Below are 17,330 nucleotides of genomic sequence, written 5' to 3'. Positions count from 1 at the left end.
GCGCTAACAATTAGTACCCTATTTACTTGTGTGATTACTTTGTCCATGAAGGATTTCATATAATCCAATATAGCTCCTTGTTGCGTTATAAAACTATGATATTTTGTTCTTGTTCACACTTTAGTAACAATTTTATCATGGTTTTTTCACTAACACAACTATTAGTTTCACACCAAGAAAGTCGCAATGTACCTATATAATGCATCAGTACCTTCTATGTAGCTACTATGGTTTTCGCCTTCAAGTATCAGCATTTTAGAATTACTTATATTTTCAGCTATTCTTTTGGTTTCTTTTTCCTTTATGCAGTCTTTTTCTCCTGCAATAATCATAGCTGGAACCGTAATTCTGTTTAACTCAGAAGGATCTATATCCGGTTCAACAAGCATCATACGAGTTATTGGATCATTTGTCTTTTTATACTCTTTTTTTATTTCTCTTAAATCCCTATGGTGAATACCTGCAGGATTTAGATTAGCTCCACAACAAACAATGGATGAAAGCAGTCTGCTTGCCTTAATTGCTACTAAAAGTGCTATTATTCCTCCGTCAGAAAAACCTATTAATGCAGGCTTTTCTATATTAAGGGCTTTTATAAGATTAATGACATCATTTGCCATATCGGTATAGTGATATTCCTTTGGCGTAGCACTTTCTCCATGGCCTCTTGTGTCCATGGCATACACAGTATGATATTTACTCATGGTTTCAGCAAGAGCATCAAAAATATGATGATCCTCATTATTTCCATGAATAAGAATAACCGGCTTCCCCTGGCCGGTCTTCTCATAACATATAACCTGTGAATTAAGCTGAATGTACATAATCTACCCTCATTACCTTCTCTTTAATTTAAAGTAATCTATTTGTCTGCGATTACTTGTTTCATGTCATATAAACCTGCTGGCTTTCCTGCTAAATACTTAGCAGCCTCTACCGCACCTTTTGCGAAAACGCTCTTAGAATAAGCTGTATGCTTGATTGTGATAACTTCATCAAGACCAGCGAATATAACTTCGTGCTCGCCTACAATGTTGCCACCTCTTACAGCTGAAATACCGATTTCGTTCTTTGGACGCTTTTCTCTTCTGTCTGCTCTGCCATAGCAATATTCGTAATCCTCTTCAAGAGCCTCGTTACATGCATCTGCAAGAGCAAGAGCTGTTCCACTTGGCGCATCAAGCTTTTGGTTATGATGCTTCTCTACTATTTCAATATCAAAGCCTGCATCTGCAAATACCTGAGTAGCCTTCTTACATAGATCAAAGAGTGTATTTATCCCCAATGACATGTTTGCTGAGCGAAGTATTCCACATGCTTTGCTGGCCTTATCCACGTGAGCTATCATTTCGTCTGTAAGACCTGTTGTACATAAAACTATGTTCTTTTTGTTAGCTTCACAATAATCAAGCAAGCCATCAACTGCAGCTGCATTAGAAAAATCTATAATTACATCAAAATCTACATCTACTTTATCTATAGAATCGAATACTGGATAATCATTGTCTATTTCGTTAAATTTATCTACTCCTGCAACGATTGTGATGTCGCTATCATTCTTACACAAATCTGTGATAACTCTTCCCATGTGTCCGTTGCATCCATTCATTACTGCTTTAACCATCTTAATCACCTCTACTTCACGTTTTAATAAAAGTTTATTAAAACTCTCCATAAAATACAAGAGCCAGAGATTATTTCTCTGACTCTAATTTTAATACATTATCGGCTATTTCAAATAAGCCCTGGGACATGTTTTGTCCTGTCAAAATAACATTTGTAATAAGGGATTTACTTTGAAGAGCACTTATAATATCCTCTTCATCAACTATGCCCTCATCTATAACTCCTAAAAATTCATCCAAGATAAGCAAATCACATTCTCCAGTACCAAGTACCTTTTTAGCATAGTTTAAACCATTGAGAATGTTGATTTTCTCCTCTTGTTTCTGTTCTTCGGTAAGATTTTCAAATCCTTCCTTCGAACGCTCAAATCTGAAAAGCTTGATTTCAGGTTCAAGCTTTTCAAAATAATCTGTATTAGTCTCTGATTTAAGAAACTCTATAATAATGCATTTCTTACCCTGCGACGCAAAGCGTATTGCATTTCCAAGCGCTGCTGCGGATTTACCCTGTCCGTTTCCGTAGTAAACTTGTATAGTTCCCTTTTCCATGACTCTCCTACTTTCTGATGCTAGCTCTCTTTCTCATTAATGGATCAAGAATTCTCTTTCTAATTCTGAGAGATTCAGGAGTTACCTCCAAAAGCTCATCTACATCGATAAAATCAAGTGCCTGCTCAAGACTTAAGATTCTAGGTGGTACAAGTGTAAGTGCTTCATCTGCTGATGATGAACGAGTATTTGTAAGATGCTTCTTCTTACATACATTAAGCTCGATATCTTCAGCACGTGAGCTCTGTCCGATAACCATACCAGAATATACCTTCTCGCCTGGTCCAATGAATAATGTACCACGCTCCTGAGCTGAGAATAAACCATAAGTAACTGACTCACCACTTTCGAATGCAATAAGTGAACCCTGCTTACGATAAGCAATGTCTCCCTTGTATGGCTCATAGCCTTCGAAAATAGTATTGATGATACCATTACCCTTTGTATCTGTCATGAATTCTCCACGGTAGCCAATAAGACCACGAGCTGGAATCTTGAATTCAATACGTGTATATCCACCTGTGATAGGTGTCATGTTCTGAAGCTCACCCTTACGCTGTGAAAGCTTCTCAATAACTGCTCCTGTAAATTCATCAGGAACATCAACATAGGCGCGTTCCATTGGCTCAAGCTTACGTCCCTTTTCATCTGTATGATAAAGAACCTCTGCCTTTGAAACTGCAAATTCAAATCCTTCACGTCTCATGTTCTCGATAAGAACTGAAAGGTGAAGCTCACCACGTCCTGATACCTTAAATGAATCAGGTGAATCTGTATCTTCTACTCTAAGTGAAACGTCTGTATTTAATTCCTTCATAAGACGCTCACGGATGTGACGTGATGTTACATACTTTCCTTCCTGACCAGCAAGTGGGCTATCATTTACAATGAAGTTCATTGAAATAGTAGGCTCAGAAATCTTCTGGAATGGGATAGGATTTGGTGCATCAACTGCACAAATTGTATCTCCAATGTGGATATCTGAAATACCAGATATAGCTACGATTGAACCAATCTTTGCTTCATCTACATCCACTTTATTTAATCCATCATATTCAAAAAGCTTTGAAATACGAACCCTGTTATTCTTGTTCTCATCATGAGCATTAACAACGATAGCGTCCTGGTTAATCTTGATAGAACCATTCTCAACCTTACCGATACCGATACGTCCAACGTATTCGTTGTAATCGATTGTTGAAATAAGAACCTGTGTAGGTGCATCTGGATCACCAGTTGGAGCTGGAATGTAATCTACGATTGTCTCGAAGAGAGCTGTCATATCCTTAGGCTCTTCATCAAGGCTTCTCATTGCATAGCCTTCCTTAGCACTTGCATAAATGAATGGGCAATCAAGCTGCTCATCAGATGCATCAAGGTCCATGAAAAGCTCTAATACTTCGTCGATAACTTCATCTGGACGTGCCTCTGGTCTATCGATTTTGTTGATACAAACGATAACAGGTAAATCCAAATCAAGAGCCTTCATAAGAACGAACTTAGTCTGTGGCATTGCGCCTTCGAAAGCATCTACAACAAGTACAACACCGTCAACCATCTTAAGTACACGCTCTACCTCGCCACCGAAATCGGCATGGCCTGGTGTATCGATAATGTTAATCTTTGTGTTCTTGTAGTAAACTGCTGTATTCTTTGAAAGAATTGTGATACCACGCTCACGCTCAATATCGTTTGAGTCCATGACACGCTCGGCAACTTCCTGGTTTTCTCTAAATACACCAGACTGCTTTAAAAGCTCATCTACAAGTGTAGTTTTACCATGGTCAACGTGCGCAATAATTGCAATGTTTCTAATATCTTCTCTACTCTGTACTGACATAAAATTTCCTTTTCTACTGCATAACTCTAGGTACCGTAAAAACCCCTGGTCCTAGTCCGCTGGTAGGTAACAAGTGGTTCTGTAGTTCCTCTTGCTCGCGCTTACCAACGTTGAGAGCCACTTGTTACCTACCAGCTCACTTAACACCGTTACCTACTAAGTTTACGATACGTGGCTACTCAGCCTTGGCGAGCGCGAGCAGGGAAGTATCGTGCCGAGTGTGGGAGGGTCCCACGCCGGCGGGTGGGGCCCACACTCGAGCACGAGGGGTGCCCTGCGGGAGCACGGAGTACTATGATGCCACGTTCAAAACTCTACGATTACTTAGTAGGTACGAGTTCGGTTTTGCCGCCCATGTATGGCTGAAGTGCCTTAGGGATGGCTACGCTACCGTCTTCGCGAAGGTTGTTCTCCAAGAATGCGATAAGCATACGTGGTGGAGCAACAACTGTGTTGTTAAGTGTGTGTGCGAAGTACTTTGTACCGTCCTCTGCCTTAACACGAATCTTAAGACGACGTGCCTGTGCATCGCCAAGGTTAGAGCAGCTACCAACTTCGAAGTACTTCTTCTGACGTGGTGACCAAGCCTCAACGTCACAAGACTTAACCTTAAGATCAGCAAGGTCTCCTGAACAGCACTCAAGTGTACGTACAGGAATGTCTAAGCTACGGAATAAATCAACTGTGTTGTTCCAAAGAATATCATAGTACTTCTTTGAATCCTCTGGCTTGCAGACAACAATCATCTCCTGCTTCTCGAACTGATGGATACGGTAAACACCACGCTCTTCAATACCGTGTGCACCCTTTTCCTTACGGAAGCATGGGCTGTAGCTTGTAAGTGTATAAGGTAAGTTGGCTTCATCATTAAGAGTGTCAATAAACTTACCAATCATAGAGTGCTCTGATGTACCGATAAGGTAAAGGTCTTCACCTTCGATTTTGTACATCATGGCATCCATTTCTTCGAATGACATAACACCAGTAACTACGTTTGAACGAATCATGAAAGGAGGAACGCAGTATGTAAATCCTCTATCGATCATGAAATCACGTGCATATGAAATAACTGCTGAGTGAAGACGAGCAATATCTCCCATTAAATAATAGAAACCATTACCTGCAACCTTACCAGCTGCATCTAAATCGATACCATTGAAACGCTCCATAATATCTGTGTGATATGGAATCTCAAAATCAGGAACAACTGGCTCACCAAACTTTTCGATTTCAACATTGCAAGAATCATCAGGACCAATTGGAACAGATGGGTCAATAATGTTAGGAATCTTCATCATGATTTCCTCAACCTTATCAGCGAGCTCCTTCTCAACTGGCTCTAACTCCTTAATCTTCTGCTTAAGCTCAGCTACTTCAGCCTTTGCTGCCTCAGCCTCATCCTTTTTACCCTGAGCCATAAGAGCACCAATCTGCTTAGATGCCTTGTTCATTTCTGAACGCATGTCATCAGCCTGCTGCTGTGTGGCACGTCTCTTGTCATCAAGCTCGATGACCTCGTCAACGAGGCCAAGCTTGTGCTCCTGAAATTTCTTTTTAATGTTTTCTTTTACTGCGTCTGGATTCTCACGTAAAAACTTAATGTCTATCATTTCAAATCTCCTAATCTAAACTTAGTTCTTCTTTGCAAACTTAACCTTAAGGATATACCAAAGCTGTGTTGCAATGAAGATAGATGAATATGTACCAGCAATTACACCAGCAAGAAGTGGTAATGCGAATTCTCTGATTGATGAAACACCAAGGATGAGTAGCATAAGTACCATGATTGCTGTAGTGATTGATGTAGAAATACTACGTGACAATGTCTGTGCTAAAGAACTGTTACAAAGTTCTGCAAGGTTCTCAGCTGTTTCTGATTTGATTGCCTTGTGATTCTCTCTGATACGGTCAAATACAACGATTGTATCGTTAACAGAGTAACCAATAACTGTAAGCATACATGCAATGAATGCTGCACCAACTGAAATACGTGCAAATGCGTAAAGTGCAAGTACAATAAGTACATCGTGGATAAGGGCGATGATTGCAGATGATGCAAATCTAAGATCCTTAAATCTGAACCAGATGTAAACAAGCATGCAAAGTACTGCAACGATAACAGCGATAGTAGACTGGCTACGCATCTCTCCTGAGATTGTAGAACCAATACTCTGTGATGTGATTGATTCTTCTGTTACGTTGAACTTGCTTTCAAGCATTTCGTTAAGTGATGTTCTCTCTTCAAGTGTAAGTGTACGTGTCTTGAAGATTGCCTGGTTGGTTCCATCAACTGTAGTTGTCTGGATAGTTCCTTCGCTTACACCAAGTGTATCAGCGATTTCTGGAACAACCTTGTCATCAAGCTGATCAAGTGTATATGTCTCGTTGAAATCAACTGTTGTAGATGTACCACCTAAGAATTCAAGAGAGTAGTTAAGACCGCTACCGTCCTTAGCCTTGAATACACCCATTGTGATAAAGCCTGCTGCAATGATTACAACTGAAATTGTAATAAAGATAGCCTTCTTTGATACGAAATCAAACTTAGTAGGCTCCTTAGCCTTACCGTATGCCTTTGGAGAACGAACGCCAAGTGCATAGAATGAATTCATAAGAATTCTTGTAATAACAAGTGCTGTAAACATTGATAAAACAACACCAAGTGCAAGTGTAATTGCAAAGCCCTTAACTGTACCAGAACCAAGAATTCCAAGAACAGCTGCTGCAATAAGTGTTGTGATATTACCATCTAAGATAGCTGATAAAGCCTTTGAGAAACCTGTCTCAATAGCTGAAATAACTGGACGACCAGCTTTGATTTCTTCACGGATACGAGCGAAGCAGATAACGTTAGCATCTACTGCCATACCGATTGAAAGAATCATACCTGCAATACCAGGAAGTGTAAGTGTAATATCAAATGCCTTAAGAATGCTGATAAGCATTGCTGTGTAAAGTGCAAGTGCAAGTGAAGCAACTACACCAGGTACTAAGTACATTGCAATAAGGAAAATCATTACAACAACAAGACCAACGCCTGCTGCAATAAGTGATGTACGAAGTGCGTCAGCACCAAGTGAAGCACCAACTACCTGTGACTCTAATTCTTCAAGCTCGATGTCAAGTCCACCGATACGAATATATGAAGCAAGCTTTTCAGCTGCATCATAATCTTCCATTCCTTCGATTACGCAGTTACCATTTGTGATAGCCTGGTTAACCTTTGGAACTGAAACAAACTGACCATCATAGTAGATACCGATTGTTTCGCCAGAAGCTACTGCTGCTGTTGTTGCATCAGCAAAAGCCTTTGTACCTTCATCATCGAATGTAAGCTGAACTACATATTCTGTAGCACCAGTTGTCTGGTTTGACTGTGAACCAGCCTGAGAGCTCTTAACATTCTTACCTGTTGCGATAACAGAACCGTTATCGATAAGTGTCTGAATGTCACTGTTTAAAACATAACCTGGAGCCCCATTTTCATCTGTGCCGTAAGTATAGTTTTCATTTCCTTCGCTATCTCTCTGAGCGATGAAGTAAAGTGTACCTGGAGTACCAAGCTCCTCTAAAAGAGCATTAGCATCTGTAACACCAGGAATTTCTACTGTGATACGATTATCGCCAACGCGATAAACGTTTGCCTCTGTTGTTGAGCTTTCTTCGCCCAAATCATTTTCGATACGCTGCTGAAGCTTAAGGATTGTATCCTGCATCTGCTCATCTGTAGGAGTTTTACCAACTGCCTGATATGTGATAGATACACCGCCGTCTAGATCCAAGCCTAGCTTTAAGCTGTCATCATTTTCTTTGATTGTGCCTGTAAGTACGATAGCTGCATAGTAACCAAGTAAACCAAGAATTACTACGAACGCTACTAGCCAGGCAATACCCTGTCCCTTTTTTAAACGTTTCATATTTATTCTCCTATTCTATTAATAATGTGCTCTAATCTGCTTTAGTTTCCATTTCACTTGCGTGAACCTTAAGAGCAATAGCACATTCAATACGTTTTTTCTGAAGCTCACAGCCAACATGATAGTTGCCAAGGATGCTTCCTGTGAAGTTGTAAGCATTAGCTGCACATCCGCCACTGCAATAGAATCTTGCGAAGCAGTTTCTGCATTCTTCCTTTGCGTAAACGTTGCAATGCTTAAACTCGTTGACGATATCTGTCTTCTGTACCCCATGCCAAACATCGCCAAGGCAGAAATCAGTGTTACCAACAAACTGATGGCAAGGATAAAGCTCACCAGTAGGTGTAACTGCTAAGTATTCTGTTCCTGAACCGCAGCCAGATAATCTCTTATAAACACAAGGGCCACCTTCCAAGTCAATCATGAAATGGAAGAAGTTGAAATCTTCGTCTGTACCCTGACGTCTCATCATTTCTGCTGCAAGGTTATCATATTCTTCGAAGAGCTTTGGTAAATCCTCTTCGCGAATAGCGTAATCGTCTGTTTCCTGTGCAACTACTGGCTCAACACTAATCTGTTTGAAGCCTTCGTTTGCAAGGTGGATAACGTCCTTTGAAAAATCAAGGTTATTTCTTGTGAATGTACCTCTGATATAGTATTTATCCTGATTACGAGATTCTGCTAACTTCTTGAACTTAGGCATAACAAGCTCGTAGCTTGGAGCACCCTTTCTGAATGGACGCATGAGATTGTGAATCTCTGGTCTACCATCACAGCTAAGTACTACGTTACCCATTTCCTTGTTAACAAATTCCTGAATTTCGTCGTTTAATAGAACGCCGTTTGTTGTAAGAGTGAAACGGAAGTTTTTATCATGTTCCTTTTCAAGAGAACGACCGTAAGCAACTAAATCCTTAACAACCTGCCAGTTCATAAGAGGCTCACCACCGAAGAAGTCTACCTCAAGGTTGCGTCTGCTTCCTGAGTTAGCAACAAGGAAATCTAATGCCTGCTTACCAACTTCGTAGCTCATAAGCTCACGCTTACCTGTGTGGTATTCACCTTCCTCTGCGAAGCAATATTTACAAGCAAGGTTACAGTCGTGAGTGATGTGTAAGCACAATGCCTTAACAACTGTTGGACGTGCTGTAAAATCTACTATACGAGGCTCGTAATTATCCTCTGTGAATAATGAACCATCTTCAATTAACTTGTTAATTTCAGAACGAATCTCATCGATTTCACTAGCTGGAATCTCAGAATGGTTCTGTTTCATAGTTGCTGTTGCAGATTCCTCACCCTGCTCCTGCCAAAGGCCAAGATATTCGTAGGTAATTTCATCTACAACGTGGATAGCTCCACTATTAATATCTATAACAACATTGTAGCCGTTGTTTTTAAATTGATGTATCACTAAAAAATAAGTCCTTTCATAAACGCACAATGACCGTTCACCCTTTTTCAGGGAGACCGGTCTTGTGGTTGAATATTAAATTTTTACAAGATTAGTTCTTGTGCTCACAGCTCTGGTTACCAACTGTGCAAGATGTCTTACAAGCTGACTGGCATGATGTCTGGCACTCGCCACATCCACCTTCTTTAACTGTGTTCTGTAATCTCTTAGTATTAAGTGTCTTAATATGCTCCATATTAGTTCTCCTTTTCTTTATTTGCTCCATCGAGCTAATAAGCTAGAGTAAATTATACTACAGCTTGGGGAAAATATAAAGTGTTTCCTATTCAGCAACAACGTTTGAAGAATTTACAACAGCATTTTCAATACAGAAATCTTTTGCTTTTTCTGTAAGATAAGCTAATCTGAAATATTTTTCTCCGCTATAGCCCTTTACTGAATAATCATCATAGAAGCTTGTTTCATCCTTGTAGCCCATCTGAGTATAAAGATTAGAAATAAAATCACTATAATCCTTTTCATCAACCTTCATTCCCTCAGTCTTTGCAATAGCTTCAAGGATAAGCTCTGTCTTTGTTGATTCCTTGATGTTTTCTGTGAGCTTAGCTATTTCTTCATCATAGTCATATCCCATAGATGCGATGTAGTCCTTAAGTGTTGTGCCATATGCCTGATACTGACGATCCTGCATAGCAATGATAAGGTCTACTCTTGCCTGAAGTAAATCATCTGGGATTTCAGCAACCTTGCTGTTGTTGATAATTGCATTTAATACAGCTGTTTCTGTATCGTTCTTAAGGTTGCTTTCAAGCTTGCTCTGATAGCTTTCCTTTAAAGAATCCATGTATTTATCAACTGTGTCATATCCAAACTTTTCAGAAACAACATCATCTGTTAATTCCTTCTTAGAAGAAATAGGTTTTGCGATGTAGTTAACCTGGAATGTAAATATAACTGTCTGTCCAGCTAAATCAGCATTGCCATATTCCTTTGGGAATGTAACCTCATATGCTACCTCTTCGCCAACCTTGTGACCTACGAGGCCTGCTGTGAATCCATCGATAAATCCCTGTGTTGTACCAGCTGTACAGTTGTTTGCAACATCAAGTGTCTGGTCTTCTGCTGAACCACCATCAAAGGCTACACCATCCTGAGAACCTACGTAATCTACGTTAACGATAGAATCCTCTTTTACTTCCTTCTGGCTCTTGTCCTCTGCGAAAATACCAGCCTGAGCAATAGTATCCTCAACATATTTATCGAAGCCTTCATCTGAATATTCGTATTCGCCCTCAACTGTAACTTCAATACCCTTATAGTCACCTAATGTAACTAATTCATCAACATCGTATTCGATTTCATCTGACTTTGATGCTTCAGTTTTTGTGTCCTTTGTGGCGTCGTCCTTTGATTCAGACTTACCGCATGCTGTGATTGAAAAAACCATAGCTGTTGCCAAGGCAAGTGCTAATAATCTATTTTTCATTGCATATCCTCCGTGTTCACACAAATCTTGCCTTAGTTTAACACAAAGCATGCATAAAATCAAAAATCTGAGGAGGTTCTTTCGTATAAAATAGACATATCTTTAATCTTTTCAGAAAGCTCTTCTGTAAGCTCATCTGGCAATAAACGCCACTGCCAATTTCCACTCTTTGTTCCAGGCACATTGATGCGATTGTATTTTCCAAGACCAAGGAAATCCTGCATCTGTGCTACAAAAAGCACTGCAACAGAGCTCATTCCGCCTCTAATCATGCCCCAGTTAAAGCCTTCTGAACGTGAAATACCAAGATATTTCTTTGCGTAATCTCTGTCCTTTTTCTTAGCTGCTTTGTACCATTCCATAACAGTTGCATTGTCGTGAGTACCTGTATAGCAGATGCAATTTTTGTTATAGGTATGTGGCTGATAGTTGTTAGCTTCCCCTGAATCAAACGCAAACTCAAGTACCTTCATGCCTGGCCATCCGCTGTCTTCAAGAAGCTGAACTACTGTAGGTGAAGGCTCACCTAAATCCTCAGCGATGAATTCTATGTTCTTAAACTTCTTATTAAGAAGGCCAACTAAATCCATTCCAGGGCCTTTTTTCCATTTACCGTTTTTAGCAGTCTTATCTCCTGCTGGAACTGCCCAGTACTCATCAAAGCCTCTGAAGTGATCGATGCGAAGGACGTCATAAAGCTTTGCTGCGCCTTCGATACGACGAATCCACCAAGCGTATTTATCCTTCTTAAGTGCCTTCCAGTTATAGCATGGATTACCCCAAAGCTGTCCATCTGCACTGAAATAATCTGGTGGAACTCCTGCAACCTCTACCGGATAGTTTTCCTCATCCAGGCTAAAGAATTCTGGTTCTGTCCACACATCACAAGAGTCAAGCGCAACATATATAGGTAGATCTCCGATAACTTCAATTCCTAAATCGTTGATATATTTTTTAAGCTTTGCCCACTGCTTAAAGAAAAGATACTGAATGAATATAAAGAATTCTATATCCTCTTTAAGCTCTTTCTTATATTTGTTAACAGCTTCTTCTTTGTGCATACGAATGTCTTCCTCGGGCCACTCCTGCCAGCTCTTCTGACCGAAATGTTTCTTTAAAGACATAAACAAAGCGTAGTTTTCAACCCAAGGATTTTCCGCCTTGAATTCTTCGATTTTCTTTTTAGCTTTTGTATAGCCATTTGTTTTGGCTTTTTCTAGTACTCTAAATCTGCTGATATAAATCTGACCGTAATCTACATATCTTGGATTTGTTCCCCAGTTTTCCTTCTCAATATCCTTCTTTGTAATAAGCCCCTCTTTTACAAGCTCATCTAAATCGATGAAATATGGATTTCCAGCGAAGGTAGAAAAGCTTTGATATGGGCTATCACCGTAGCTGGTTGGACCAAGTGGAAGCACCTGCCAGTATTTCTGTCCGGATGCCTTCAAAAAATCTGCGAAATCGTATGCAGCCTTTCCAAAAGTTCCAATGCCGTAAGGGCTTGGCAAAGATGATATAGGTAGTAAAATACCACTACTTCTTTTCATATTTGTAATCTCCTATACATTCTATAATTTTTATTTAAGAGTTTCTCCTGCTCTTAATAAAGGTTTTAAGGTAATGTGCTTATTAGGCTTTCCTTCTTCAATAATATCCACAAGCAGATTAACTGCTTCGCGTCCCATTTCCTCCATTGGCTGACAGAATGTGGATAATACTGGATTCATATATTCTGAAGCTTCAATCCCATCAATGGCAATCACTGCCACATCTTCTGGAACGTTTTTGCCTGCTTCTCTAAGGGCTTTCATGGCACCCATAGCCATATTGTCAGATATAGCAAATAATGCTGTGAAATCTAAATCCTTCTTAAGCCACTGTTTCATGCCTTCATAAGCATCTGTAATGTTGTAGCTATTTATTTCTATGATAAGATTTTCATCAAGCTCTATACCATGATTTTGCAATGCTCTTTTAAAGCCTGCAAATCTAACCTGACTGACTGAACCGTCACATGCGCCTGATAATAAAACAGCTATTTTTTTGTGACCATGATTGAACAGGGCCTCTACAGCTTCATATGCTGCCTGGTTATCATCAATACATACGCTGGAATAATCTGAATCTGCAAGATTTCCGTATTGATTATTAAAGGTAAGACATACATATGGAATATTAATGCATTGCATTTTTTCCTTTGTATAATCCAGCTTACCTCCTAAAAAGATAAGCCCCTGCAAATGCTTTTCCCTTTCCATCATGGCAGCTGTCATTATTTCATCATCTGTGATTCCAATCTGCTGCATAACCATGGTGAAACCAGCCTTCTCAATAAGGCTACCCATGACAGTAATTATTTTTGTGTAAAAGGGATTGGCCATTCCTCTTACCACCACGCCGATATTATCCGATGTGGATTTGCCTAACTCCCTGGCGCTTGTGTTAGGTATGTAGTTGTACTTATCAACAACGGCAAGAACCCTTTCCTTTGCTTTTGCACTGACATCTGGATGATTGTTAAGAACTCTTGATACTGTACTTACACTGACATCAGCAAGCCTTGCAATATCTTTTATTGTCATACTATTACCCGAATTACCATTATTTTTATTTCATCTGGAAACGTTACTGGAAACGTTTCCAGTATTGATAATTTAATCATAATCTAAAATATAGTTTTCGTCAATTACAGTTTTCTGTTATTTTTATAAAAATCTTTTAAAATTATCACAGATTTTTAATAACTTGAGAGTATAGTTATTCTCACTTACTGATGTAAGTTTGGATGTGAAAGGAGTTTGGTTATATGAAAGTGTTAAAGAAGTTTTTTAGTGTAGCACTTGCTCTCACATTTGTTTTTTCTGCTTCATTGTTTTACGCTCTTCCAAATGTTGAAGCAAAAGGTGGCTCTCAAGTCGTAATCGCTGGAGCCTTAATTCAAGGTGCCAATGTTGTAGTTGCTTCATCAGGAACTGTAGCTTCAGATGATGGACAATATCATCTCGTTGCCTCTAATGTAAATCAGGCTGCACCTGTTGGTACAGATGTAGCACAGGTTCCAGTTTCTGCTGCAGCTAATTTTTCTATACCTTTAGCAAAGGATACTGCTAATTCAATGCTGTTTAAGAAATTCACTGTTTGTGTAATAAGTGGTGGTGCATTAAAGCCAGTTTCAAACAGCATGTTTATTACAAATCCTGAAGCTTGCGCAAGCTTCGCTCCCGCAAGAATGGATTACGGTAAAAAGGGTGTTCTTCCTGATTTACTAAAATCTGTTGCTGATTTAAACCAGCCTGCAGATTTAGGTGCCAAGCAGGTTAACATTAATTTCCCACTTTCCCGACTTAATGCTTTAGCAGGCTTTGACTATTCTGTTCGTAAATACAATAGTCTTGGCATGCAGGTTAATTTTATAATCCTGGTTGATAACAACACACCTGCAACCTTTGTAAATCCATATTCTATGGACGCTTTTGGTGGTCATAACAACTATGGTCTTAACGCCCATACAGATGACGGTGTTAACGCACTTCAATCTGCAGCATCATATCTTGCAAAGCATTATTCAGGCATCGGTTATGGTCAGGTTGATAACTTTATCATTGGTAATGAGGTTAACGCTTGGTACTTATGGAATTATATGAATTGCGGTTCTAATGAAGTGTTTATGAAAGAATACGCTAACGCCTTTAGAATCATGTATAACGGAATTAAATCTGAAAATGCTAACGCTAATGTTTATGCCTGCATAGATCATCAGTGGGCACGTGCAGAAGCTAGCTACTATGTTTCTGGAAAATATTTTCTTACACAGTTAAATAGCCTTATTAAGAGCGAAGGAAATGTTGATTGGAGAGTTGCCATTCATCCATACAATGCACCTCTTTACGCAGCCGGTGCATGGACTACAGGCAAAAACGTTTCTCACAGCCAGAATTCTCCATATGTAACTATGGCAAACCTTGATGTATTAACTGATTTCTTATGTACTCCTGATATGCTTTCTCCTACAGGAGCAGTTAGAAGTGTTAAGTGCTCCGAGGTTGGCTATTCCAGTGCAAACGGAGAGGCTGCTCAGGCTGCAGATTTAGTATACGCATATCTTTCAGCAGAAAATAACCGCTATGTAGATGGACTTGTTATTTCAAGAGAAAGAGATCACGAATTTGATATTTCACAGGGAATGCTTTCTGGACTTACAAACCTAGATGGTTCTCATAAGATGGGATATGAATTCTACAAGAATGCCACTGATCCTAATGTAATTGCACAGGCCAGCCAGGCTGCAGGTGTAGATTTAACAAAAATGATTACACCTAGATAAAAAACAGCCACAGAGTTACGGAAACAAGCATTATGAATTCACCGCTCAGCTATATGCTTCGCTTGTGAATTATAATAGCTTGTTACCTACTCTGTGGCCTTCTTATTTCCATGTTTAATTACAGCTTTACGGCTGCAATCTCTTCTTCCAACCAAGCGATTACTTCATCTAAGCCTTCGCCTGTTTTTCCACTTACAAAGAAAATCTTAGCATTTGGATTAAGCTTAAGAATTCTTTCTGTAACCTTTTCCTTACTGAAATCAAAATATTCAAGTGTATCAATCTTGTTGATAAGCACTACGTCACTGATTTCAAACATAAGTGGGTACTTAAGTGGCTTATCATCTCCTTCTGGAACTGACAAAAGCATTAGATTCTTGTTGGCACCAACATCAAATTCTGCTGGGCAAACAAGGTTACCAATATTTTCAAGAATAAGTAAATCAAAATCCTTTGTGTCATATTCTACCAATGCACGACTAGTCATATCAGCATCGATATGGCAAAGTCCCATGTTGTGAATCTGGATAGAATCTACACCTGTAGCATCTGCTACACGCTGGGCATCGATACTGGTTTCAATATCAACATCCATCTCTCCAATTTTGTATTTATCCTTCATTCTATTTATGATAGCGGAAAGTGTTGTTGTCTTTCCTGAGCCTGGACCAGACATTACATTAAGGAAGAATGTGCCCTGCTCCTTCATCTGATTTCTGATAGCTTCGGCTGCTGCATCATTTTCTGCAAAAACGCTTTCGCCGATTTCAATTACTTTAACTTCACCCATTTTTTATACTCCTAAAAATAGTCACGGGCCATCTGACCCAAGATTATTATATCTCATACCTGTACTAAAAAACCACCTTTATTTCAGTACCCACTCCCAGTTCGCTGTCTAATATAAGCTTTGCATGATGCAATTCCACTATGTGTTTGACAATCGAAAGACCAAGTCCTGTTCCACCCGTTTCCTTTGACCTGCTCTTATCAACTCTATAGAATCTTTCAAATATCTTATCCTGATCCGCGGCAGGAATACCTATTCCATCATCTTTAACAGAAATGGTTGGGGAAGTATCCACATAGACCTTAACCCAAACATTGCCACCTGGATTATTGTACTTGATAGCATTTTGCACTAAATTATACACAACTTCCTTTAAGCATTCTTTATTTCCAAAAACACTACAGCTATCCCCTTCCATCGTAAGATGGATTTTGGATTTGTCAGCTATAATAGAAAGGGTGTTCATGCATTCAGCTACAAGCTGATATAAATCCAAGCTTTCAAAGGTAAGATTTGCATTACCATCAAGCTTTGACAGGCTGATGATGTCATCTATAAGCCTTAACAGTCTGTCTGAGTTATTCCTGATTTCCTTTATAAAATGAGCGGATTCTTCAGGCTTTACGGTCCCACTTTCTAAAAGCTCTGCATAGCCCGAAATAGCTGTAAGAGGAGTCTTTAGCTCGTGAGAAACGCTAGCAGAAAAGTCCTGTCTGGCTTTTGCCGCTGCTAAAACATCAATATGCTGACTGCGGATTTTATCCATGATTGGAACCAGCTCTTCATATTCTGGTGTATAAGTACTATCATCAACATGATCAGCCATGTTTCTTACAGGGCCAATTATCTTGTCAGACACTACCCTCGCTGCGATTATGCAAAAAACAATTATTCCCATGGACACAACTACGAACACAACAAGCTCCAGCCATGAATCTTCATTCATTCTTCTTTTGTTAATCAGTAGATATAGCGTCTCTACATCAAATGTCATAGCAATAATTGTAATGATTGCTATTGTCAGCATGCTTAACTGAATTCGTTTTCTCATTTAATGAAATCCCCCATTTTTATCACTGTAGATATTATTTAATTCTAGCATACCAAAAATGTATTATAAATATTAATAAAAAGTGTATAAAAAAAGCCAGCATCAAAATGCTGGCTGAACTTTCGGGGAGTGCGACCAAAGTTACCCTTGGTCGCTGAGTTATGAAAAATTTGGTATTAGCTTTTCGCTAGTACGTTAAAGACTATAACATGGAATTCAAAATTTAGCAATACCTTTTTCACATTTTTTTCACAAATTTTATTTTTTCCACAATTTTAACGGTTTCGCTTGATTCCTTTATTTTAGGCGCTTTGCCACAATTATTTAACAT

At 39.3% G+C, this 17,330-nt stretch carries 14 protein-coding genes; 1 reads left to right on the top strand and 13 read right to left on the bottom strand.

Going from position 1 to position 17,330, the window contains the following annotated elements:
- Positions 1 to 167: 167 nt before the first annotated feature.
- The 11 genes from G611_RS13910 to G611_RS13900 form a co-directional block, all read right to left on the bottom strand.
- Positions 168 to 824 carry an alpha/beta fold hydrolase gene (locus G611_RS13910; RefSeq protein WP_036948221.1) on the bottom strand — a complete coding sequence of 219 codons (657 nt, stop codon included), beginning with the start codon at positions 822 to 824 and terminating at the stop codon, positions 168 to 170.
- A gap of 38 nt (positions 825 to 862) precedes the next feature.
- Positions 863 to 1,624: a 4-hydroxy-tetrahydrodipicolinate reductase gene (dapB, locus tag G611_RS0104840; RefSeq protein WP_028242673.1), complete on the bottom strand. Its 762-nt coding sequence runs from the start codon at positions 1,622 to 1,624 to the stop codon at positions 863 to 865.
- 70 nt (positions 1,625 to 1,694) lie between these two features.
- Positions 1,695 to 2,174 (bottom strand): cob(I)yrinic acid a,c-diamide adenosyltransferase, encoded by a 480-nt coding sequence (locus tag G611_RS0104835; protein WP_028242672.1) that lies wholly within the window; start codon positions 2,172 to 2,174, stop codon positions 1,695 to 1,697.
- Between the two features lie 7 nt (positions 2,175 to 2,181).
- Entirely contained in the window at positions 2,182 to 4,014 is a 1,833-nt protein-coding gene (gene typA, locus G611_RS0104830; RefSeq protein ID WP_028242671.1) for a translational GTPase TypA, read from the bottom strand.
- Between the two features lie 320 nt (positions 4,015 to 4,334).
- Positions 4,335 to 5,624 carry a serine--tRNA ligase gene (gene serS, locus G611_RS0104825; protein ID WP_028242670.1) on the bottom strand — a complete coding sequence of 430 codons (1,290 nt, stop codon included), beginning with the start codon at positions 5,622 to 5,624 and terminating at the stop codon, positions 4,335 to 4,337.
- Between the two features lie 21 nt (positions 5,625 to 5,645).
- Positions 5,646 to 7,931, bottom strand: coding sequence for a protein translocase subunit SecDF (locus tag G611_RS0104820; RefSeq protein WP_028242669.1), 2,286 nt, complete (start codon positions 7,929 to 7,931; stop codon positions 5,646 to 5,648).
- A 31-nt stretch (positions 7,932 to 7,962) separates the two neighbouring features.
- On the bottom strand, positions 7,963 to 9,345 hold the full coding sequence (gene scfB, locus G611_RS0104815) for a thioether cross-link-forming SCIFF peptide maturase (RefSeq protein ID WP_028242668.1): 1,383 nt from the start codon (positions 9,343 to 9,345) through the stop codon (positions 7,963 to 7,965).
- A gap of 91 nt (positions 9,346 to 9,436) precedes the next feature.
- Entirely contained in the window at positions 9,437 to 9,580 is a 144-nt protein-coding gene (gene scfA, locus G611_RS13905; RefSeq protein ID WP_033151787.1) for a six-cysteine ranthipeptide SCIFF, read from the bottom strand.
- An 87-nt stretch (positions 9,581 to 9,667) separates the two neighbouring features.
- On the bottom strand, positions 9,668 to 10,831 hold the full coding sequence (gene tig / locus G611_RS0104805) for a trigger factor (protein WP_028242667.1): 1,164 nt from the start codon (positions 10,829 to 10,831) through the stop codon (positions 9,668 to 9,670).
- A 59-nt stretch (positions 10,832 to 10,890) separates the two neighbouring features.
- Entirely contained in the window at positions 10,891 to 12,381 is a 1,491-nt protein-coding gene (gene malQ, locus G611_RS0104800; RefSeq protein ID WP_028242666.1) for a 4-alpha-glucanotransferase, read from the bottom strand.
- 30 nt (positions 12,382 to 12,411) lie between these two features.
- Entirely contained in the window at positions 12,412 to 13,416 is a 1,005-nt protein-coding gene (locus tag G611_RS13900) for a LacI family DNA-binding transcriptional regulator (RefSeq protein ID WP_036948214.1), read from the bottom strand.
- 224 nt (positions 13,417 to 13,640) lie between these two features.
- On the opposite strand from G611_RS13900, the gene G611_RS0104790 reads away from it, so the two are divergent.
- Positions 13,641 to 15,158, top strand: a complete 1,518-nt coding sequence (locus G611_RS0104790) for a DUF5722 domain-containing protein (RefSeq protein ID WP_028242665.1) — start codon at positions 13,641 to 13,643, stop codon at positions 15,156 to 15,158.
- 118 nt (positions 15,159 to 15,276) lie between these two features.
- On the opposite strand, the gene hypB is transcribed toward G611_RS0104790, so the two are convergent.
- Positions 15,277 to 15,948, bottom strand: coding sequence for a hydrogenase nickel incorporation protein HypB (hypB, locus tag G611_RS0104785; RefSeq protein ID WP_028242664.1), 672 nt, complete (start codon positions 15,946 to 15,948; stop codon positions 15,277 to 15,279).
- A 64-nt stretch (positions 15,949 to 16,012) separates the two neighbouring features.
- Positions 16,013 to 16,999, bottom strand: coding sequence for a sensor histidine kinase (locus tag G611_RS13895; RefSeq protein WP_051195071.1), 987 nt, complete (start codon positions 16,997 to 16,999; stop codon positions 16,013 to 16,015).
- Positions 17,000 to 17,330: the final 331 nt, after the last annotated feature.

The sequence above is a fragment of the Pseudobutyrivibrio ruminis AD2017 genome (assembly GCF_000424305.1).
GTDB lineage: Bacteria > Bacillota > Clostridia > Lachnospirales > Lachnospiraceae > Pseudobutyrivibrio > Pseudobutyrivibrio ruminis_B.
This window is presented reverse-complemented; position numbering and strand designations above follow the sequence as displayed.